Consider the following 17,212-nt stretch of genomic DNA (forward strand, 5'->3'; position numbering starts at 1 on the left):
TGATGAAACTAATTCATGCATAACGGCATGAGTTTCATCATGCAACCAAAAATCGACAGATCGATTGCTCGCAGATGGGGGCCAAGCCGATGGTCGCTCGTAAGAGCCTCAAGGGAGATTACTGCCCCAGCGCCCGCTCTCTCGACGTGATCGGAGACTGGTGGTCGCTGCTGATCGTTCGCGATGCCTTCGACGGCATGACCCGCTTCAGCGAGTTTCAGAAGAGTCTCGGCATCGCCCGGAACATCCTGACCGATCGGTTGAAGACATTGGTCCAGAGCGGGATTCTCGACGCGGTTCCGCTGGGCGATGGTGGAACGCGCGTGGAATATCGCCTGACCGCCATGGGCAAGGACCTGTTCCCGGTCATGGTCGCGCTGCGCCAGTTCGGCGAGCGCCATCTTTTCGCACCGGAGGAAAAGCATTCCCGCCTCGTCGAGCGCGAGACCGGCCAGCGCGTGAGCCTCGACGTGCGCACCGAGGACGGCCGCGCCATCGGGCCTGATCAGGCAGTGATCCTGAAGATCGAGGACGACTGAGATGGGAAGCCCCGCGCCGGGAGGACGCGGGGCTTCTGGCCGCCAACCTTTGAAGCTTGGGGAGCGTGGCGGGTGGCCGGGGCTGTCGGCGGCTCGGGAGGAACCGCCGGCCGAACCGGAGCGGAGACAAGGGGGAGCGTTCCGCGCCGGCCGGATTCCGGAAGAGAGCGAAGGCTCAGAAGGGCAGCAGGATATCCATCACCTGCTGGCCGTAGCGCGGCTGCTGCACATCCGTGATCTGGCCGCGGCCGCCATAGGCGATGCGCGCCTGGGCGATCTTGGTGGAATCGATAGTGTTGTCGGACTCGATGTCCTCGGGCCTGATCACACCGGCGACGATCAGCTCGCGCACCTCGAAATTGACGCGGATCTCCTGCTTGCCCTCGATCACGAGGTTGCCGTTCGGCAATGTCTGGGTGACGACCGCCGCGACGTTGGTCGCCAGCGTCTCGGACCGGTTGATCGAGCCTTGCCCCTGGCTGGAGGAATCCGAGTCGAGCTTCAGCAACGAGGAGGCCTTGGCCCCGTCCGGCAGGAACTTGTCGAGCTTGTTCTCGAAGCCGAAGGCGTTCTCGGCCCCCATGTCCTCGCCGTTCTTGCGCGAGCGCGAGGTCGTGTTGTTGAGCTGGGCCTTGTCGGTGACCTTGACCTTGACGGTAACGAGGTCGCCGACATTGCGGGCCCGCTGGTCCTTGAAGAAGGCGCGAGACCCCGTGCGCCAGAGCGAGTTGGGCGCGTAGGAGGCGTGCTCCATCGCCGGCATCGGCATCTGCACCGGCTTGTAGCCCTTGGCAGCGGTCGGGTCCTCGATCGCCGACAGCGTCGGGGCCTGGCCGACATTGGCAAGGCGGTCGCCGATGCCGCAGGCGCCGAGCGAGGCGGTCAGCAGCAGCAGGCCGGAGAGCTTTGCGAGGCGGTTCGGGATCATGACGGTTTCCACGGGGATGCTCACTGCGCGCGGGCGACGCGGCCGATGGCCGGCCTGACCGAGACGCGGCCGGGACCGGTGATGGTGCCCTGCAGCGTGCGCTTGGACTGGGGATTGGTGACGGAGATGACATCGCCCATCGCGCCGGCCTCGCTGGCCCGGCCGCGCATCGTGATCAGCAACCCCGGCGCCTCGTAGACGATCGTGACGAGCTCGCCCTTGGCGACGATCTCCTCGCGCTGGACGTCGCCGTTGCGCAGCGGCACGCCGGCGAGCAGCGCGCGCCTTGCCACCTTGTCGATCGCGGCGCGAGCATCGCCGATGACTTCGCTGCCCTGGCCGTCGCGCGGGCGCCGCTCGACGGCGACATCGTCCTTGCCGAGCGTCTCGCCGCGGGCGATCGCCCGCTTCGGCACCACGACCTCGATGGTCTCGACGAGCTGCCCCGAGATATGCAGCGGCTTTAGCCGCATCGCGGCGCTGCCGGGCACCGCCAGCCGCGCCTGCAGGCGCCGGCTGCGGGCGTCGAAGGTGAGATCGGACACCGTCACGGCGCCGGTCAGCTCCGGCTCGATCGCCACCGAGGGCGCGCCGCCGTCGATGGCCAGCGCGAACAGGCGGGCATCGACGCCGAAGCGCTGCTGCAGCCCGAGCTTCACCGCCGCCTCCATCTCCGCGGCGCCGATGCGCCGGGCACTGCGCGTGACCACGACCTGGGCGAACCCCTGGTTTTCGAGCTCCGCCGCGTCGTGGATGATGCCGGCGCCGCGCGCGGCCTCGACAATGCGGCCGACCTGGATCGTGCCGGTTTCGCCGAGCGCCGGCCCGCGGAACGCGGCAACGCTGGCGAGATCGCCGGAAAGACCGGGAATCAGGTCCCCGAACGTCACGAGATCCCGCCCGAGATTGACCTCGGGCCGCAGCCGCAATCTGCGGTCCGCCGGCTGTGCCTGGGCCGGGTCCGCCGACGCGACGGCGACCGCCGGCGGCCGCTTCGGCTGGGCCGATGCCGCGCCCGCGTCGAGCAGGGTTGCCGCGACCAGCAGGCTGACGAGAGAAAACCGGATCATGCTGAGCGCCCTCCCGGTCAGCCGCGGAACATCTGCGTCGTCGCCGACATCATCTGGTCGGCGGCGGTGATGACCTTGGAGTTCATCTCGTAGGCGCGCTGCGCGGCGATCAGGGAGGAGAGTTCGGTCACCGCCTGCACGTTGCCTTCCTCGAGGTAGTTCTGCTGCAGCGTGCCGAAGCCTTCGCCGCCGCCGAAACCGTCGATGGGCTGGCCCGAGGCCGCGGTCTCGATGAAGAGGTTGTCGCCGATCGATTCGAGACCGACCTTGTTAACGAAGCGCGTCAGCTGGATCTGGCCGAGCTGCTGCAGTGCGGTCTGCCCGGGGATGGTCGCCTCGACGATGCCCTGCGCGTTGACGCTGACCGCCGTGGCGTTGTTCGGCACGGTGATGCCGGGCTCGACGATGTAGCCGTCGCGGGTGACGAGCTGCCCCTGGGAATCGAGATCGAACGATCCGTCGCGGGAATAGGTCGTGCGTCCGTCCGGCATCCGGATCTTGAAGAAGCCCTCGCCGCGGATGGCGAGATCGTAGGGCTTCTCCGTCGGGCTGATGTTGCCCTGCGTCATGACGCGGCCGGTCGAGACCGTCTTGACGCCGGAGCCGATGAAGGTGCCGGCGGGCGCCTGGGTGTTCTGGTCGGAGGTCGCGGAACCGGCCCTGCGGAAATTCTCGTAGAGCAGGTCCTGGAAATTGATCGTCTGGCGCTTGTAGCCCGTGGTCCGGACGTTGGCGATGTTGTTGGAGATGACCTGGACGTTCATCTCCTGGGCCATCATGCCGGTGGCGGCGGTCTGCATGGCACGCATGGGAGTAACTCCTTTCCGGCTCAGGCCTGCTGGTCAGCCAGGCGGGATATCGCCTTGCTGCGCAGGTCGTCGGAGCGGCTGATCATGTTGGCGACGTTCTGGTAGGCGCGCTGCACCTCCATCAGCCGCGTCAGTTCGGTGACGGCCTTGACGTTCGAACGCTCGAGCGCACCGGGCTCCAGCCGCGTCCCGGCAGGCGCCGTCTGCGGCGGTGTCGGCGACGAGAACAGGTTGGCGCCGTCGCTCACCAGGCTCCGGGCATCGGCGAACCGGACCTGCCGGAGCTTGCCGCGCGTGCCCTGGTTGCTCGTCACCGTGCCGTCGGCGGCGATGCGCATGTCGAATTCGGTGTTGCCGAAGCTGATCGGCCCCGCCTCGCCCATCACCGGCTGGCCGGACTGCGTAACGAGCTGGCCCTGCCGGTTGATCACCAGCGAGCCGGCGCGGGTATAGCGCTCGCCGGCGGGTGTCTGGACGACCAGGAAATTGTCGTCCTTCAGCGCCACGTCGAGCGGATTGCCCGTGAACTCGACCGCGCCCTGCGACAGGTCGAGCGGGGTGCCCTTGTCGATGACGTAGGACAGCCGCTGGTCGGCCGGCTTGAAGGCCTCCGCCTTGGCCTTCGGCATGACGAATTCGTTGAAGCGCGCGCTGCGCGCCTTGAATCCGTTCGTGCCGACATTCGCCATGTTGTTGGCGATGACGTCCAGCTCCCGCGACAGGGCGACCTGGCGCGAGAGGCCGATGAGAAGCGCGTTCTCCACGGCTTGTCTCCCGATCATGTCCCGCGGCGACCTCGACGCTCCCCAGCGCAGTCGCCACCCCTGACATCCGGCAAGCCCCGTGCCAGCATGGTTAATCCATTCAAGCAGTTGTTTTTGCTTATCTTTTTAGACGATCGAGCTGTTTCCGAACTCGGCACGACACTTCCCGCCGGCAAGAACGGCCCGGCAAAATATGCCGCCCTTAACGACGCGTTAACCGTAACCGGAGAAGGTGAGGACGAGGTCGGCAGGACGCCGCACCAGCCGCCCCCGGGACCCGAAGCGATGGCGAAGAAGGCCAAGACCGAAGACGCAGGCGCATCCGGCGAGACCGCACCCAAGGGCGGCAAGAAGAAGCTCGTGCTGATCGCTGCCGCGGTGGCCCTGCTCGCTGGCGGCGGCGGGGCCGGTTACTGGTTCTTCTTCAAGGGGCATGCCGCCGCCCCGACGGCCGAGGCCGCGAAACCGAAGGTACCCGCCACCTTCATCGAGATGAAGGACATGATGATCGGGATGTCGAATGGCGGCCAGCAGGAGCGCCACCCGATCATGAAGATCAAGGTCGTGCTGGAGATCGGCGACCCCAAGGTCTCGGAAGAGGTCAAGCCGCTGCTCCCCCGCGTCGAGGACGCCTTCCAGGTCTTCATGCGCGAGCTGCGCCCCTCCGATCTCGAGGGCTCGGCCGGAATGTACCGGCTGAAGGAGGAGTTGCTGCGGCGCGTCAACATGACGGTCTACCCGGCCAAGGTCGATGCCGTGCTGTTCAAGGAACTGCTGGTGCAATGAGCGCCGCTGCCGCCCAGACTCCCGAGAAGAAGTGACGACCTCCCGATGAGCCTCGACCGCGACAACCCGGACAAGCCGCGCGACGAGCAGCCGACGCCCGAATCGATGGCGGCGGAATGGGCGACGATGCCCGCCGCCGTCGAGGAGGACGGCGAGCAGGAGGGCGGCACCGACCGTCTGATGTCGCAGGACGAAATCGACACGATGCTCGGTTTCTCCAGCGGCGAGGACTCAGCCTCCCGCAACGGCATCCAGGCGATCGTCGATTCCGGCTCGGTCGCCTATGAACGCCTGCCGATGCTCGAGATCATCTTCGAGCGCCTGGTACGCCTGCTCTCGACGAGCCTGCGCAATTTCTTCACCGACAATGTCGAGGTGACGCTGGAGAGCATCCGCTCGGTGCGCTTCGGCGATTACATCAACTCGATCTCGCAGCCGGCGATGCTCTCCGTCTTCAGGGCGGAGGAATGGGACAATTTCGGCCTCGTCACCATCGAATCGGCCCTGATCTATTCGGTGCTGGACACCATGTTCGGCGGCAAGCGCGGCCAGCCGGCGCCGCGCATCGACGGCCGCCCCTTCACCTCCATCGAGATCCGCATGGTCCGCCGGGTCATCGAGCTGGTGCTGGGCGACGCACAGGCCGCCTTCCGGCCGCTCTCCCCGGTGGCCTTCACGCTCGACCGCGTCGAATCCAACCCGCGCTTCGTCTCGATCTCCCGGCCCGCCAACGCCGCGATCCGCGTCGAACTGAAGTTCGACATGGAAGGACGCGGCGGCTCGCTGCACATCCTGCTGCCCTATGCGACCATCGAGCCGATCCGCGAATTGCTGCTCGAAAGCTTCATGGGCGAGAAGCTCGGGCGCGATCCGATCTGGGAGAACCACCTCGCGACCGAGGTCTGGCAGGCCGGCGTCGACGTCACCTGCGTGCTGCACGAGACCCGGATGCCTCTGAAGCGGGTGATGAAGCTCGAGATCGGCGACACGCTGATGTTCGACGCCCGCCCCGATTCGACCGTGTCGCTGCGCTGCGGCGACTTCATCGTCACCGAAGGTCGCATCGGCCGGGTCGACGGCAAGATCGCCGTGCAGGTCGTCAGCCCGCTCAGGCGCTCCAAGACCACGCTCGCCGCCTTCGACAGCCTCGCCAGCCATCTCGGCGCGACCAACTGAGCAGGAAGCCCATGACGATCACCCTCATCGCCGATGCCCTCGTCGCCAGCCTGCTCGTCGCAACCATCATCACCTGCTACATCCTGGCCAAGCGCATCGAGCGCCTGAAGGCCGACGAGGCCGGCATGCGCCAGACCGTGGGGGCTCTCGTGACCGCGACCGACAATGCCGAGCGCGCCATCGCCGGCCTCAAGAACACGCTGGGCGACTGCGACCGCACGCTGGAGGAGCGCCTGCGCACCGCCGAGCGCTACGCCGCCGATCTCGCCGCGCAGGTCGAGGCCGGGCAGGCCGTCATGGAGCGCATCGGCCAGATCGTTTCCGCCGCGACCTTGGTCGCCAGGCCGGCGCCCGACGCGCAGCCTGCTGCGGCGCCGCCGCCCGCGCCGCCCGCCGCCTCGAGGGCCAGGCTGCGTGATCGAACGCCCCCGCCTCCTGCCGGCAGTCATCCTCGGCGCCATGAGTCTCCTGGCGCTGAAGCTGCTCGCCTGGACGGCGGAGCCCTATCCGGGAACGGTGCCGGCCAGCGCCCCGCTCTTCGCCGCCGCCGCGACCGCGAAGTCCGAGCCCAGCGGGCCGGCCAAGCTCGTCGCCCCCGCCCGTTCGCCCGGCCTCTTCGATCCCGAGACGACCGGGTCCGTGCCCGCCCCCGCTCCCAAGGCCGAGAACGAGAAGGCCGATGCGGAGGCTGCGGCCGCCCGCATGGCCAACGATCCCAACAACAAGGCCGGCATCATGAACGGCACGGCTCAGCCCGTCTCGCCATCCGAGAAGGCGATCCTCGAGCGGCTCGGCGAGCGTCGCGAGGAGCTCGACGGACGCATGCGCGAGCTGGAGATGCGTGAGCGCCTGCTCGACACCGCCGAGAAGAAGCTCGACGGCCGGGTCGGAGACCTCAAGGCGCTCGAGGAGAAGGCCAACCCGGCCGTGAAGGCCGCCGCCGAGGAGACCAAGGCGATCAAGAGCCTGGTCATCATGTACGAGGCGATGAAGCCGAAGGATGCCGCCCGCGTCTTCGACCGTCTGAATCTCGACGTGCTCGTGCCGGTCGTCCAGCAGATGAACCCGCGCAAGATGTCGGAGGTCCTGGCCTCGATGTCTCCCGACAAGGCCGAAAAGCTCACGGTCGCGCTGGCGACGAGCGGCCGGGCCCCGGCGCTCGACCGGGTCGCGAGCGAATCCCCCCTCCCCGGCAACGAACTCCCGGCGATCGCCCCCGCTTCGCGCTGAGCACTTCGGCAGCCGGCCCGCCCGAGCCCCCGCAGTGTCGGCCGAGCGCGCGTTAAGCACCCATTATGCTTGACGCGATAACCTGTCCTCAGGCCGGCGTGTCCTTTTCGGGCATGCGCCCGGCCTGTTGCGTTGGGTCGAGTCTCCGGTTTTGCGTCTGTCGCGCTCCCTCGCTTTCGGTATCGGGCTGACCGCGCTTGCGCTTGCGGCCGGGTTGAACACCCATGCCCTGGCCGCCGGCGCCACCCTGCGCGGCGAGGCGATGCCGGCCGGCTTTGGTCGCCTCTCCCTCGCTTTCGACCAGCCGACGCAGATGCGCGCGCGCGTCGCGAACGGCGTGCTGATCGTCGCCTTCGACGACCCCGTCACGATCGATGTCGGCAAGATCGCTCGCGAGCTGCCGAACTATGTCTCGATCGCCCGCGTCGATCCCGACGGGCGCGGCATGCGCTTTGCGCTGACGCAGAGCTACAAGGCCAATCTGATCGAGGCCGGCGACAAGGCCTTCATCGACCTGCTGCCGCAGAACTGGAAGGGGCTGCTGCCCGGCCCGCCACCGGAAGTGATCGCCGAACTGACCCAGCGCCTGCGGCTGGCCGAGGCGCGTGCAAAGGAGGCGACGCGGCAGCCGCCGGCCCCTCCCGCCGTGCTTTCGATGCAGACCGCGAGCCTGCCGACGCTCGATCGCCTCATCTTCAAGGCGCCGTCCGGGACCGCTCTCGCAACCGACCTGTCCGAAGGCAGGCTGAAGCTGACCTTCAACCGGGCGATGAACGCCGACGAGGGAGCCTTGCGCGGCGCCCTGCCGGAGGACGTCAGACTGGCGGCGCTCGATGCCGGCAAGGACCAGCTCGGCCTGACGCTCACCCTGCCCAAGGACTGGCAGGTGCGCAGCTTCGACGACGAGACCGGCCTGGTCGTGGATCTGCTCAGGCCGGCCAATCCCAAGGCACTCTCGCTTGCCGAGCTGGCAAAGCCGCAAGAGCCCGCGGCTCCGCCCGCCAAGCCCGCCTCGGAGCCGGCCGCCGCGTCCGCCCCTGCGGCAGCGCCTGCCGCGACGGCGGAGGCCAAGCCGGCAGCGGCCGCGACCGCGGCCGTGGTGCCGGCTGCACCGGATCCTGCCCCGTCGAAGGTCGTCATCACGGCCGCCGACAAGCGTCTCGACTTCCGCTTTCCGCGCCCGACCGGCGCGGCTGCTTTCCTCGATGCCGGCACGATGACGCTCGCCTTCGACACCCGCGACACCATCGACCCCGCCGATCTCGCGAAGCTGCTGCCCCAGCAGATCGCTGACAGCACCGTCGCGCGCGAGGGCAAGGTCACCCTCGTCAGATTGCGCCTGGCTGGCCAGCCGCTGGCACGCTTCTTCGCCGACGGCGACAGCTGGTCTCTCGACCTCAGCGACGCCGGCGGCGGGTCCGCCGCGGCTATCGAGCCGCACCGGGGCGTCGACGAGCGTGGCCAGACGAATATCGTCGTGCCGATGCCTGGGCTCACCGGCGTGCATTGGCTAGAATCCGGGCCCGCCGGCCTGCCGGTCGCCGTCGCCACGGCCCTTGGGCCGACGCGATTGACGCCGAAGCCCTATCAGTTCGTCGAGTTCGGATTGCTGCCGACGGCGCAGGGCCTCGCCATCCAGCCGCGCTCCGACGACGTGATCGCCCGCGCCGGTACGGACGAGGTCCGCATCGGCCGCAGCGGCGGCCTGACCGTCTCGCTCGACGTTGCCGGGCCGGGCCGGGCCGATGGCGGAGCGGAGGTTCTGAAGCCGCCGGCACCGCCGCTGCTGGACCCCGAACGCTGGGCCAGGCTGCGGCTCGGTTCGCAGCGCGACCAGGCCCGCGCGTTGATGCAGGAGGTCGCGGGAGCCTCGCGCACGCACAAGTCGGAAGCCCGGCTGGCGCTCGCGCGCTTCTATGCCGCCAACGATCTTGCCGTCGAAGCCCTCGGCCCGCTCGGCGCGTTGACGGCCGATGACGCCGCCATGCGCGCGAATCGCGAGGTCCCTTTCCTGAAGGGCGTCGCGGAGGCGCAGCTCCACCGCAATATGGCGGCGCTTGCAGCCTTCGATGCGCCTCCGATCAAGGAGGATGTCGAAGCCGGCCTCTGGCGGGCCCTGATCGAACAGCGGCTCGATCGAAACGCCCAGGCTCTCGTCGGCTTTCGTCGTGGCGAACCGCTGCTGGAGCGCTACCCGGCCGATCTGCAGGGCGAGTTCCGCGAGGCGATGGTGCGCGCCGCGCTCGCGACGCAGGACATGGGGCTGGCCGAGAGGCAGGTCCAGGCGCTGGCCGACATGCCGCCCGGCAGCTTCGACCAGGAGAAGCTCGCGCTGCTGCGGGCCATGCTGGACGACGCCAGCGGGCGGGCCGATGCCGCGATGAGCGGCTATCGGCCGCTGTTCGAGGCGAAGAGCCGCCCCATCGCGGCCGAAGCGCAGTTGCGGGCGGTCAAGCTCGCAGACGCCGACAAGCGCAGCGACCTGAAGAGCGACGAGGCTGTCGCCCGGCTGGAGACGGTGTCCGTCGTCTGGCGCGGCGGGCGCATCGAGATCGAGGCGCTGGCCGAGCTCAACCGCCTCTATACCGACCAGCGGCGCTGGCGCGACGCCTTCATGATCGCGCGCCGGGCCAACGAGACTTTTCCGGACGACCCTCTGACGCGCCGCATGCACGACGAGACGGCGCAACGCTTCGCCGAGCTGTTCGCCGATGGCGGGGCCGACAAGCTGCCCCGGATCGACGCGCTGGCCCTGTTCTACGACTTCAAGGAGTTCCTGCCGATCGGCCGGCGCGGCGACGAGATCACCCGGCTGCTCGCCGACCGGCTGGTCGAGCTGGACCTGCTCGACCAGGCGGCCGAGATCCTGAAGTACCAGATGGATCGCCGCCTGACCGGCGCGGCGCGCTCCACGGTCGCGGCGCGGCTTGCGATGATCGACCTGATGAACGGCAAGCCGGCAGATGCGGTTCGCGCCATCAATTCCACCCGCCTCGTCGAGCTGCCCGCCGACGTCCGCCGCGCGCGGCTGCTGCTGGAGGTCAAGGCGCTCTCGGACCTGTCGCGCACCGACCAGGCACTCGAGATGCTCGACCGCGAAAGCGGCCCCGAGGTCGACCGGCTCCGCGCCGACATCTTCTGGACCGGGCGCCGCTGGCGCGAGGCCGGCGAGGCCTATGAGCGCATTCTCGACGAGAGCTGGCGCGGCGACGATCCGCTCAGCGACGGTCAGCGGGGCGACGCGATGCGCGCCGGCATCTCCTACGTCATGGCGAACGAGGCGCTTTCGCTCGACCGTCTGCGCAGCAAGTTCGCGCCGAAGATGGCGCGCAGCCCCGATGCGCGCACCTTCGCCTTCATCACCGGGGCGAACCGCGCCAGGGCTTCGGACATCCGCGAGCTGGCGCGCGCCGCCGCCAGCGCCGATACGATCTCCGATTTCCTCAGGGCCTATCGCGAGCGCTACCCGGCCTATTCCGCGGCGATGCGCAAGCCACAGCCGCCGCAGCAACCCGGCACCAAGCCGGCCGCCCCGCCGGCACCGGGCCCGGCGCAGGGCGCAGCCGCCGAAGGCGCGCAGCCGTCGAACGGCTGATCGGGCCCCTCAGCCCGGGCCCGAATTCGTGTCCTCGCCGCGCGCCCGGGCCCGCAGCACGAACTGCAGGTTGCGGACATAGACGAAGACGCCGAAGCCCTGCCCGAGGATGAAGACCGGGTCGCGCCGATAGAGCGCGTAGAGCAGCAGCAGCGCCCCGCCCCCGATCGAGAACCACCAGAACGTCATCGGCACGACCGAGCGTTTGGCCTTCTCGCTCGCCCACCACTGCACCACGAAGCGCATGGTGAAGAGCCCTTGCGCCACGACGCCGAGCAGCACCCACCAGTCGACATTGTTGACGAAGACGTCGTGGAAATAGCCACCGACCTTGTGCTGCAGATCGATCAGCATCACGGCGCCTCCGCCACGACCCGCGGCACGCGCTTGCGCCGCCGGATAAGCCACCACACGCCGGCGAGGTCGAGGATGCCGACCCAGAGCCGGTCGAAGAAGCCGTAATTCGAGACGCCCGTCAGCCGCGGCCGGTCGCGCACATCGTGATGCGCCACCTTGTAGCCCTCGCGCACCATCAGCGCCGGCATGAAGCGGTGCAGCGCGTCGAAATAGGGCAATGCCAGATAGGCTTCGCGGCGAAAGCACTTCAGCCCGCAGCCAGTGTCGCGCGTGCCGTCCTTCAGCACGCTCACGCGCACCTTGTTGGCGATCCGTGACTGCAGTTTCTTGAATCCGGTGTCCTTGCGGCCGACGCGCTGGCCCTGCACGAGCCCGGTCTCGAGTCCGGCTTCCTGAAGAGCCGCCAGCATCGCCGGCAGGAAGGCGGGATCGTTCTGGCCGTCGCCGTCGAGCGTCGCCACGATGGCCGCGCGGGCATGACGCACGCCGCTGCGCACCGCCGCGCTCTGCCCGCAGGACTGGGCATGGGTCACGACGCGCAGCCAAGGCTTGGCCACGGCCAGGTCCGCAAGCGCCCTTGCGGTCCCATCGGTGGACCCGTCGTCGACGTAAACCACCTCGAAGGCACCGATCGCCGCGCAGGCCTTTTCGATATCGGCGACCAGCGGCGCGATGTTGCCCTGCTCGTTGCGCACCGGCACGACGACGCTGAGCAAGGGCTGGGGGGAAGGGATTTCGGTCAAAACGGCTTCATCCGGAAAACGGCTGGCATTGCTCTAGAGCAAGATATGCCGGTGTGGGAACCACTTTCGCACAAGTCCCCGGGCGTCAGTCCGGCGTCCTGGCATAGACGGCGATCGAGAGCCGGTGCCCGCCATTGAGGTTGAACCCGTCGATCGTGGTCAGCAGGCGCGGCTTCTGCGGCAGGGTTGCAAGGGCCGTGGTGAACGCGCCGGCGAACCGGCTCTCGACAAAGGCGACGCGGCATCCCGGCTGGGCAAGGAAATTGGCCGCCTGCGCCCCGTCCGCCGCCATCGCCAGGTCGGTGCCGGTGAGGAAGACGAGGCTCGGCTCGCGGTAGCCCAGCGTAATCACCGCCGGATCGGCGCAGCCCACCGCCTTCGCCGCCGCGGCGAGGCGCGGCGAAAGCTTGAGCGAGCGCAGGCTTTCGATCGCGAAGGGATACATCGCGAGGGTCAGCAGCAGGCCCGCCAGCGCGCAGCGCCAGAGCGCGCCCTCGAATTCCTGACGCCGAAACGCCGAGACGATCCCGACGCCGACCGCGAGCACGAGCGCAAAGAACGGCAGGGCGAGCCACGGAACGGCGTGATCCAGCGTCCAGTTGCCGAAGAGCACGACGACCATCAGCGCTAGCGGCACGGTCACGACGAGCGTCGCGGTCGCGACCGCGCCACGCCTGTGGCGATCGATACCCGCGTTGACGACCGCCAGCAGCAGTAACGCCGTGATCGCCGGATAGAGCGGCAGGACGTAATGCGGCAGCTTGGTCGGCACCGCCTCGAAGACGATCCAGGACGGCAGGATCCAGGCGATCAGGAACAGGATCTGCGGCTCCTTGCGCCGCACCCAGGCGAAGGGCACCGCCATCGCCGCGAAGGCCGCCGCGGGCCAGTAGGTCGCGAAGAAGAAGATCAGATAGAGCCCCGGTGGCCCCCAGTGCTTTTCCTGTCCCTCGGCGACCTTGCCGAGCATGTCCTGCCCGACACTCTCGGCGAAGAAGCTGCCGCCGGTCTTGATCATGATCGCGACGAACCAGGGCAGCACGACAATCAGGCAGAGCAGCAGACCCGGGCCGAAGCGCAGCGGCCGGAGCCAGCGGAAGGAGCGCTGGCTTGCGCTCAGCACGAGGATCGCGAGCCCCCAGACCATCGGCACGATCGGCCCCTTGATCAGGAGACCGATCGCGGTGGCGACCCAGAAAACCAGCCAGTTGCGCCGGCTCGGCACGAAGGCGAGCGACCGCGTCCAGTCCAGCCAGGTCCGGGCGAGCGCGCCCATGCTCGCGACCGCACAGGCCGCAAGCACGGCATCGGTCTTGGCGATGCGCGCCTCGACGCCGAGCAGCACCGCCGTCGCCATCAGTGCCCCGCCCAGAAGCGCGAGCGGCGGCGAGAGGAAGGCGAGCAGCGCCCAATAGGTCAGCAGCACGGTCGCGGTCGCGCCGATCAGCGAGGGGATGCGATAGAGCCAGATCTGCGTGCGCGCCTCCGGCACGCCGAGCGCCGCTCCGGCTTTCACCGCGGCCGCCTGCAGCCAGTAGATGCCGACCGGCTTCTTGTGCCGCGCCTCGTCCTGGAAGCGGATGTCGATGAAGTCGCCGGTCTCCAGCATCTGCTTGCTGGCCTGGGCGAAGCGCGGCTCATCGCGGTCGATGGGTTGGAGCGTGCTGAACCCCGGCAGGAATGCGGCGAGCGAAAGGAGCAGGAGAAAGGCGCAGGCCCGCGCGTGGCTGGCCGAGACGAAGGCACTGAGCCGGTCGATCGCTGGCGTGAGCGAAAACATCATCCATCCTCGCGACGCCGTGCCGCGCTTGTCATGGGAACGAGAAGCCGAAGAGCCGCTCCCGATGCAGCGCCTTTCGGGCACGATCAAGGCGAGGCCGGGCCGGCAACGGCTCCCAGGCGGAGGGTTGCATCCTGAAGCGATGGCGAGCCCGGCAGGATTCGAACCTGCGACCAGCAGCTTAGAAGGCTGCTGCTCTATCCAACTGAGCTACGGGCCCGAAAGCGGGTGTTGCGTCGCCTGCCGACTCAGTGCGTCCACTGGCCGAGGCGGGAAAACTTGAAATTGTCCGAATAGGAGATCGAGCGGCGCTTGGGATCGTGCGGCTGCTCGACGCGGTAGGGGATGCCGTTGCGCGTCGCATAGGCGACCGCCTCGGCCTCGCTGTCGAACCAGAGCTTGACTTGGCTCTTCATGTCGGAGGACGAGGTCCAGCCCATCAGCGGCTCGATCTGGCGCGGGGCCTCCGGCTCGTATTCGAGCAGCCAGCGCTCGGTCTTGGCTGTGCCGGACTGCATGGCCGTGCGGGCGGGGCGATAGATGCGTGCGGTCATGGAAGCGCTCTGCCGTCACCAAATCTCATGCGGCCCGAAACCCGGTCCGCGGCTGCCGTTTCCAGTGGTCGGGGCACCAGGATTCGAACCTGGGACCCTCTGCTCCCAAAGCAGATGCGCTACCGGGCTGCGCTATACCCCGACGGCACTCGAAACGATGCGGTTCGCTATCATGCCATGACCTCGAACCGCAAGCCAAAGCCGCGTTCGGACCCGACAGGCCGGCATGGCCCTCAGTGCTTGAACAGCTTGTGCTCCACCCTGTCGCCGGGCTTGATCCCGAGCTGCCTGCTGACGCCGCCATTGATCTCCAGAACCGACAGCACCGGCTCTCCGGACGGGATGGTCCGGGTCGAGAGCGGCTCGGTGTTTTCCGCGATGCGTGCGATCGTCCCGTCGGCGCGGATGAACAGCATGTCGAGCGGAATATAGGTGTTCTGCATCCACATCGCCACCGGCTCGCTCGCGCCGAAATCGAACAGCATTCCGCGGTCCGGCGGCAGATAGTTGCGATACATCAATCCCTTAGCCCGCTGGTCCGGGGTGCGCATCACCTCGACATGGAAGGCGTGGCGGGCGCTGCCGCTGACGATCGTCAGCGCTTCCAGCCCGGCCGCCTCGCCGGCGGCCGGCTGGGCCTGCGCCCGGGCACCGGCGGGAGCGAGCGCTACCAGCAGAAGCGCAATGGCGGCAAAGACTGTCCGAACGGCGTGCATCGCTTCTCGACTCCATGACGATCACCATCGCCCGACGCCGATCTAGGAGGGGCCGATGGCAAATCTTCGGCAGAAAGCAGCCTTCCATCCCATCAGGTCAAGATTTCCGTCACGATCATTCGCTCCTATGACGCTTCGACGCCGGCCGTGGCTTTCTTTCGCCATCCGGTTGCGGCAGGTTCGGCCGGGATCGAACAGGAGATTTTCATGACCGCTGCGCGCCTTCGCTGGCCAACGCAACTGGGGAGCACGGCTCTCGCGGCTGTATTCGTGGCATTGTCCGCCCCCGCCTGGGCCGCCGACTTCCAGGTCGACAACGTCAAGCTCGACCTCGGGCAGCTCGTCATCAGCATCCCGCGGGTGGCGGTGAAGGGCTCGAACCTCGACAAGGACGCCTTTCTCGCGCTCTTCGCCAAGGGCGCTAACGAGCCGCCCGCCGTGCGAATCGCGAAGCTGACGGCTTCCGAGATCAGCGCGCCCGAACTGACGATGGAACAGGCGTTCGGCGACCAGAAGCAGACCACGACCTACCGCGATATCCGCTTCACCGACATCCGCGGCGGCAAGATCGGCCACGGCGAATCGGCCAGTGCGAGCATCGAGGCCAAGGGCGGCGCCACCGGCTCGATGACGGGCACGCTGAAGCGCACCGCCTTCGACGGGCTCGACCTCAAGCAATCCGCGCGCGTCCTCACCGAGAAGGCGGCTCCCGGGGTCGAAGAGCCCTATGTGCCGGTGATCGCCAGCTTCGAGCAGGACGGCTACGATCTCGACCTCGGCCAGGCCGGCAGCATGTCGATCGGCCGGACGACGGCACGGGGCTTCGCCGCGAAGCTCGGGCCGGAGCCGCTTCTCGACCTGCTTCAGACGGTCGGAAAGGCCTCCGAGGAGCTCGAGAAGGAGGCGGACGACAAGACGCCGGGTGCCAGCGGCGGGAAGAGCGACCTGCAGAAGCGCTTCGCGTTCTCGATGCTGACGCTGTTCGACATGGTCGATTACGGCAGCGGAGAGGCGCGCGATTTCAAGGCGACCATCCGCCCGCCCGCAGCGGACGGGGCCAAGGAGAAGGACGCCGTCTCCTGGGCGATCGACCGCATCGCCTTCGGCGAGGATGCGCCCGACAAGTCCGGCTTCGCGATCCAGGGCATGTCCTTCGCCAGCGGCGCGGGCACGGGCCGGGTCGATTCGCTCAGCTACTCCGGCTTTTCCTTCGCGAAGTCGCTGCGCGAATTGCGCAGTGCGCTTGCCGGCCCCGACCAGGATCTCGAGCAGATCGACTACCGCCGCTTCATTCCCAAATTGGGAACGATGCGCCTGACCGGCCTCTCGGTCGATGCGCCGCCGATCATCCCAGGCAAGCCCCCGATCAAGATCGCGCTAGGCACCTTCGAGCTCAAGGGCGGCGAGCCGCTGAACGGCATCCCGACGAGCCTGGGCCTCACCATCGACAAGCTCGTCACGCCGGTCGTCGACACCGGTGACAACCCGGCGCTGAAGGACATGCTGGCCATGGGGATCGACAGGCTCGACCTCTCGGCGAAGCTGGACCTCGCCTGGGAGGCGGCCAAGAACGAGATCGCGATCCGCACGCTTTCTCTCGGCAGCGCCGGCCTGGTGCAGCTCGACGCGAAGGGCACCCTCGGCAACGTCACGCAGGACCTGTTCTCGAGCGACCTCGCCCTCGCCCAGGTCGCGGCGCTCGGCGCCACTGCACGCAACCTGCAGGTCAAGCTCCAGAATTTCGGCCTCGTCGAGAAATTGATCGAGAACCAGGCGCGCAAGACCAAGCGCAAGGTCGAGGAGGTGCGCCAGCAGTTCACCATGGTCGCCAGCGTGGGGCTCGCCGCCATGCTCGGCCCGTCCGATGCCGCCAAGACGCTCGCCTCGGCGGCATCGCGCTTCGTCGCCAAGCCCGGCACGCTGACCATCGACGCGTCGTCGAAGTCGCCGAGCGGCCTCGGTCTCGCCGATGTGCTGACCATCACCCAGCCGACCGAGATCTTCGACAAGATCGACGTCAAGGCTGATGCCCGGTGACCCCCCGCCCCTTGACGCCGAAAGAGAGCCGGCTCGCGTGACAGGCGCGCGCCCGGACGACACGATCGCCGCGCTCCTGCCGGAGGATCGCGACTGGCGGCCTTCCGGGCTGCAGGCCTGGTGGGCGG

General features: G+C 68.2%; 15 protein-coding genes, 2 tRNA genes and 1 pseudogene. 7 read left to right on the forward strand and 11 right to left on the reverse strand.

What is annotated here, in order from left to right:
* Nucleotides 1–89 precede the first annotated feature (89 nt).
* Nucleotides 90–539: a winged helix-turn-helix transcriptional regulator gene (locus BGO20_RS18890; protein WP_133563292.1), complete on the forward strand. Its 450-nt coding sequence runs from the start codon at nucleotides 90–92 to the stop codon at nucleotides 537–539.
* 175 nt (nucleotides 540–714) lie between these two features.
* Here the strand turns inward: BGO20_RS18890 and flgH are convergent, their stop codons facing one another.
* From flgH to flgF, 4 genes are read right to left on the reverse strand one after another with little or no spacing between them, the layout of a single operon-like run.
* The gene (flgH, locus tag BGO20_RS18895) at nucleotides 715–1,467 is read right to left on the reverse strand and encodes a flagellar basal body L-ring protein FlgH (protein WP_291660743.1); all 753 of its coding nucleotides are present in this window, start codon (nucleotides 1,465–1,467) and stop codon (nucleotides 715–717) included.
* A 20-nt stretch (nucleotides 1,468–1,487) separates the two neighbouring features.
* The gene (gene flgA / locus BGO20_RS18900; RefSeq protein WP_291660741.1) at nucleotides 1,488–2,537 is read right to left on the reverse strand and encodes a flagellar basal body P-ring formation chaperone FlgA; all 1,050 of its coding nucleotides are present in this window, start codon (nucleotides 2,535–2,537) and stop codon (nucleotides 1,488–1,490) included.
* A gap of 17 nt (nucleotides 2,538–2,554) precedes the next feature.
* A complete protein-coding gene (gene flgG, locus BGO20_RS18905; protein ID WP_291660739.1) occupies nucleotides 2,555–3,346 on the reverse strand; it encodes a flagellar basal-body rod protein FlgG in 792 nt (263 codons plus the stop codon).
* 20 nt (nucleotides 3,347–3,366) lie between these two features.
* A complete protein-coding gene (gene flgF / locus BGO20_RS18910; RefSeq protein WP_291660737.1) occupies nucleotides 3,367–4,110 on the reverse strand; it encodes a flagellar basal-body rod protein FlgF in 744 nt (247 codons plus the stop codon).
* A 285-nt stretch (nucleotides 4,111–4,395) separates the two neighbouring features.
* Between flgF and fliL the strand changes: the two genes are divergently transcribed.
* From fliL to BGO20_RS18935, 5 genes and pseudogenes are all read left to right on the forward strand, one after another.
* The gene (gene fliL, locus BGO20_RS18915) at nucleotides 4,396–4,896 is read left to right on the forward strand and encodes a flagellar basal body-associated protein FliL (protein ID WP_291660735.1); all 501 of its coding nucleotides are present in this window, start codon (nucleotides 4,396–4,398) and stop codon (nucleotides 4,894–4,896) included.
* 45 nt (nucleotides 4,897–4,941) lie between these two features.
* Nucleotides 4,942–6,072: a flagellar motor switch protein FliM gene (gene fliM, locus BGO20_RS18920; RefSeq protein WP_465246057.1), complete on the forward strand. Its 1,131-nt coding sequence runs from the start codon at nucleotides 4,942–4,944 to the stop codon at nucleotides 6,070–6,072.
* A 125-nt stretch (nucleotides 6,073–6,197) separates the two neighbouring features.
* Nucleotides 6,198–6,341: pseudogene (locus BGO20_RS23675) on the forward strand (DUF6468 domain-containing protein); the annotation flags it as partial.
* A gap of 145 nt (nucleotides 6,342–6,486) precedes the next feature.
* The gene (locus BGO20_RS18930; RefSeq protein WP_291660734.1) at nucleotides 6,487–7,302 is read left to right on the forward strand and encodes a MotE family protein; all 816 of its coding nucleotides are present in this window, start codon (nucleotides 6,487–6,489) and stop codon (nucleotides 7,300–7,302) included.
* 151 nt (nucleotides 7,303–7,453) lie between these two features.
* Complete coding sequence (locus tag BGO20_RS18935) at nucleotides 7,454–10,897, forward strand: hypothetical protein (RefSeq protein ID WP_291660733.1); 3,444 nt, start codon at nucleotides 7,454–7,456, stop codon at nucleotides 10,895–10,897.
* Nucleotides 10,898–10,906: 9 nt separating this feature from the next.
* On the opposite strand, the gene BGO20_RS18940 is transcribed toward BGO20_RS18935, so the two are convergent.
* The 7 genes from BGO20_RS18940 to BGO20_RS18970 form a co-directional block, all read right to left on the reverse strand.
* Complete coding sequence (locus tag BGO20_RS18940; RefSeq protein ID WP_291660730.1) at nucleotides 10,907–11,251, reverse strand: lipid-A-disaccharide synthase N-terminal domain-containing protein; 345 nt, start codon at nucleotides 11,249–11,251, stop codon at nucleotides 10,907–10,909.
* The gene (locus BGO20_RS18945) at nucleotides 11,251–11,988 is read right to left on the reverse strand and encodes a glycosyltransferase family 2 protein (RefSeq protein WP_291660874.1); all 738 of its coding nucleotides are present in this window, start codon (nucleotides 11,986–11,988) and stop codon (nucleotides 11,251–11,253) included. Before BGO20_RS18945 ends, BGO20_RS18940 begins: the two co-directional genes overlap by 1 nt.
* 94 nt (nucleotides 11,989–12,082) lie before the next feature.
* Complete coding sequence (locus BGO20_RS18950; protein ID WP_291660728.1) at nucleotides 12,083–13,780, reverse strand: ArnT family glycosyltransferase; 1,698 nt, start codon at nucleotides 13,778–13,780, stop codon at nucleotides 12,083–12,085.
* Nucleotides 13,781–13,920: 140 nt separating this feature from the next.
* Nucleotides 13,921–13,997, reverse strand: a tRNA-Arg gene (locus BGO20_RS18955).
* 28 nt (nucleotides 13,998–14,025) lie between these two features.
* On the reverse strand, nucleotides 14,026–14,331 hold the full coding sequence (locus BGO20_RS18960; protein WP_291660726.1) for an ETC complex I subunit: 306 nt from the start codon (nucleotides 14,329–14,331) through the stop codon (nucleotides 14,026–14,028).
* Between the two features lie 65 nt (nucleotides 14,332–14,396).
* A tRNA-Pro gene (locus BGO20_RS18965) sits at nucleotides 14,397–14,473 on the reverse strand.
* A gap of 91 nt (nucleotides 14,474–14,564) precedes the next feature.
* The gene (locus BGO20_RS18970; protein WP_291660724.1) at nucleotides 14,565–15,047 is read right to left on the reverse strand and encodes a DUF192 domain-containing protein; all 483 of its coding nucleotides are present in this window, start codon (nucleotides 15,045–15,047) and stop codon (nucleotides 14,565–14,567) included.
* A gap of 207 nt (nucleotides 15,048–15,254) precedes the next feature.
* On the opposite strand from BGO20_RS18970, the gene BGO20_RS18975 reads away from it, so the two are divergent.
* Nucleotides 15,255–17,084, forward strand: coding sequence for a hypothetical protein (locus tag BGO20_RS18975; protein ID WP_291660723.1), 1,830 nt, complete (start codon nucleotides 15,255–15,257; stop codon nucleotides 17,082–17,084).
* Nucleotides 17,085–17,212 lie beyond the last annotated feature (128 nt).

Origin of the sequence: Allobosea sp. 67-29 (genome assembly GCF_001898115.1) — a bacterium.
GTDB lineage: Bacteria > Pseudomonadota > Alphaproteobacteria > Rhizobiales > Beijerinckiaceae > Allobosea.

Excerpts from the sequence above, each read along its gene's own strand:
- flgA (WP_291660741.1), bottom strand. The coding sequence starts at position 2,537 with ATGATCCGGTTTTCTCTCGTCAGCCTGCTGGTCGCGGCAACCCTGCTC.
- fliL (WP_291660735.1), top strand. The coding sequence starts at position 4,396 with ATGGCGAAGAAGGCCAAGACCGAAGACGCAGGCGCATCCGGCGAGACC.
- BGO20_RS18940 (WP_291660730.1), bottom strand. The coding sequence starts at position 11,251 with ATGCTGATCGATCTGCAGCACAAGGTCGGTGGCTATTTCCACGACGTC.
- BGO20_RS18890 (WP_133563292.1), top strand. The coding sequence starts at position 90 with ATGGTCGCTCGTAAGAGCCTCAAGGGAGATTACTGCCCCAGCGCCCGC.
- BGO20_RS18960 (WP_291660726.1), bottom strand. The coding sequence starts at position 14,331 with ATGACCGCACGCATCTATCGCCCCGCCCGCACGGCCATGCAGTCCGGC.
- fliM (WP_465246057.1), top strand. The coding sequence starts at position 4,942 with ATGAGCCTCGACCGCGACAACCCGGACAAGCCGCGCGACGAGCAGCCG.
- BGO20_RS18975 (WP_291660723.1), top strand. The coding sequence starts at position 15,255 with ATGACCGCTGCGCGCCTTCGCTGGCCAACGCAACTGGGGAGCACGGCT.
- flgH (WP_291660743.1), bottom strand. The coding sequence starts at position 1,467 with ATGATCCCGAACCGCCTCGCAAAGCTCTCCGGCCTGCTGCTGCTGACC.
- BGO20_RS18950 (WP_291660728.1), bottom strand. The coding sequence starts at position 13,780 with ATGATGTTTTCGCTCACGCCAGCGATCGACCGGCTCAGTGCCTTCGTC.
- flgG (WP_291660739.1), bottom strand. The coding sequence starts at position 3,346 with ATGCGTGCCATGCAGACCGCCGCCACCGGCATGATGGCCCAGGAGATG.
- BGO20_RS18970 (WP_291660724.1), bottom strand. The coding sequence starts at position 15,047 with ATGCACGCCGTTCGGACAGTCTTTGCCGCCATTGCGCTTCTGCTGGTA.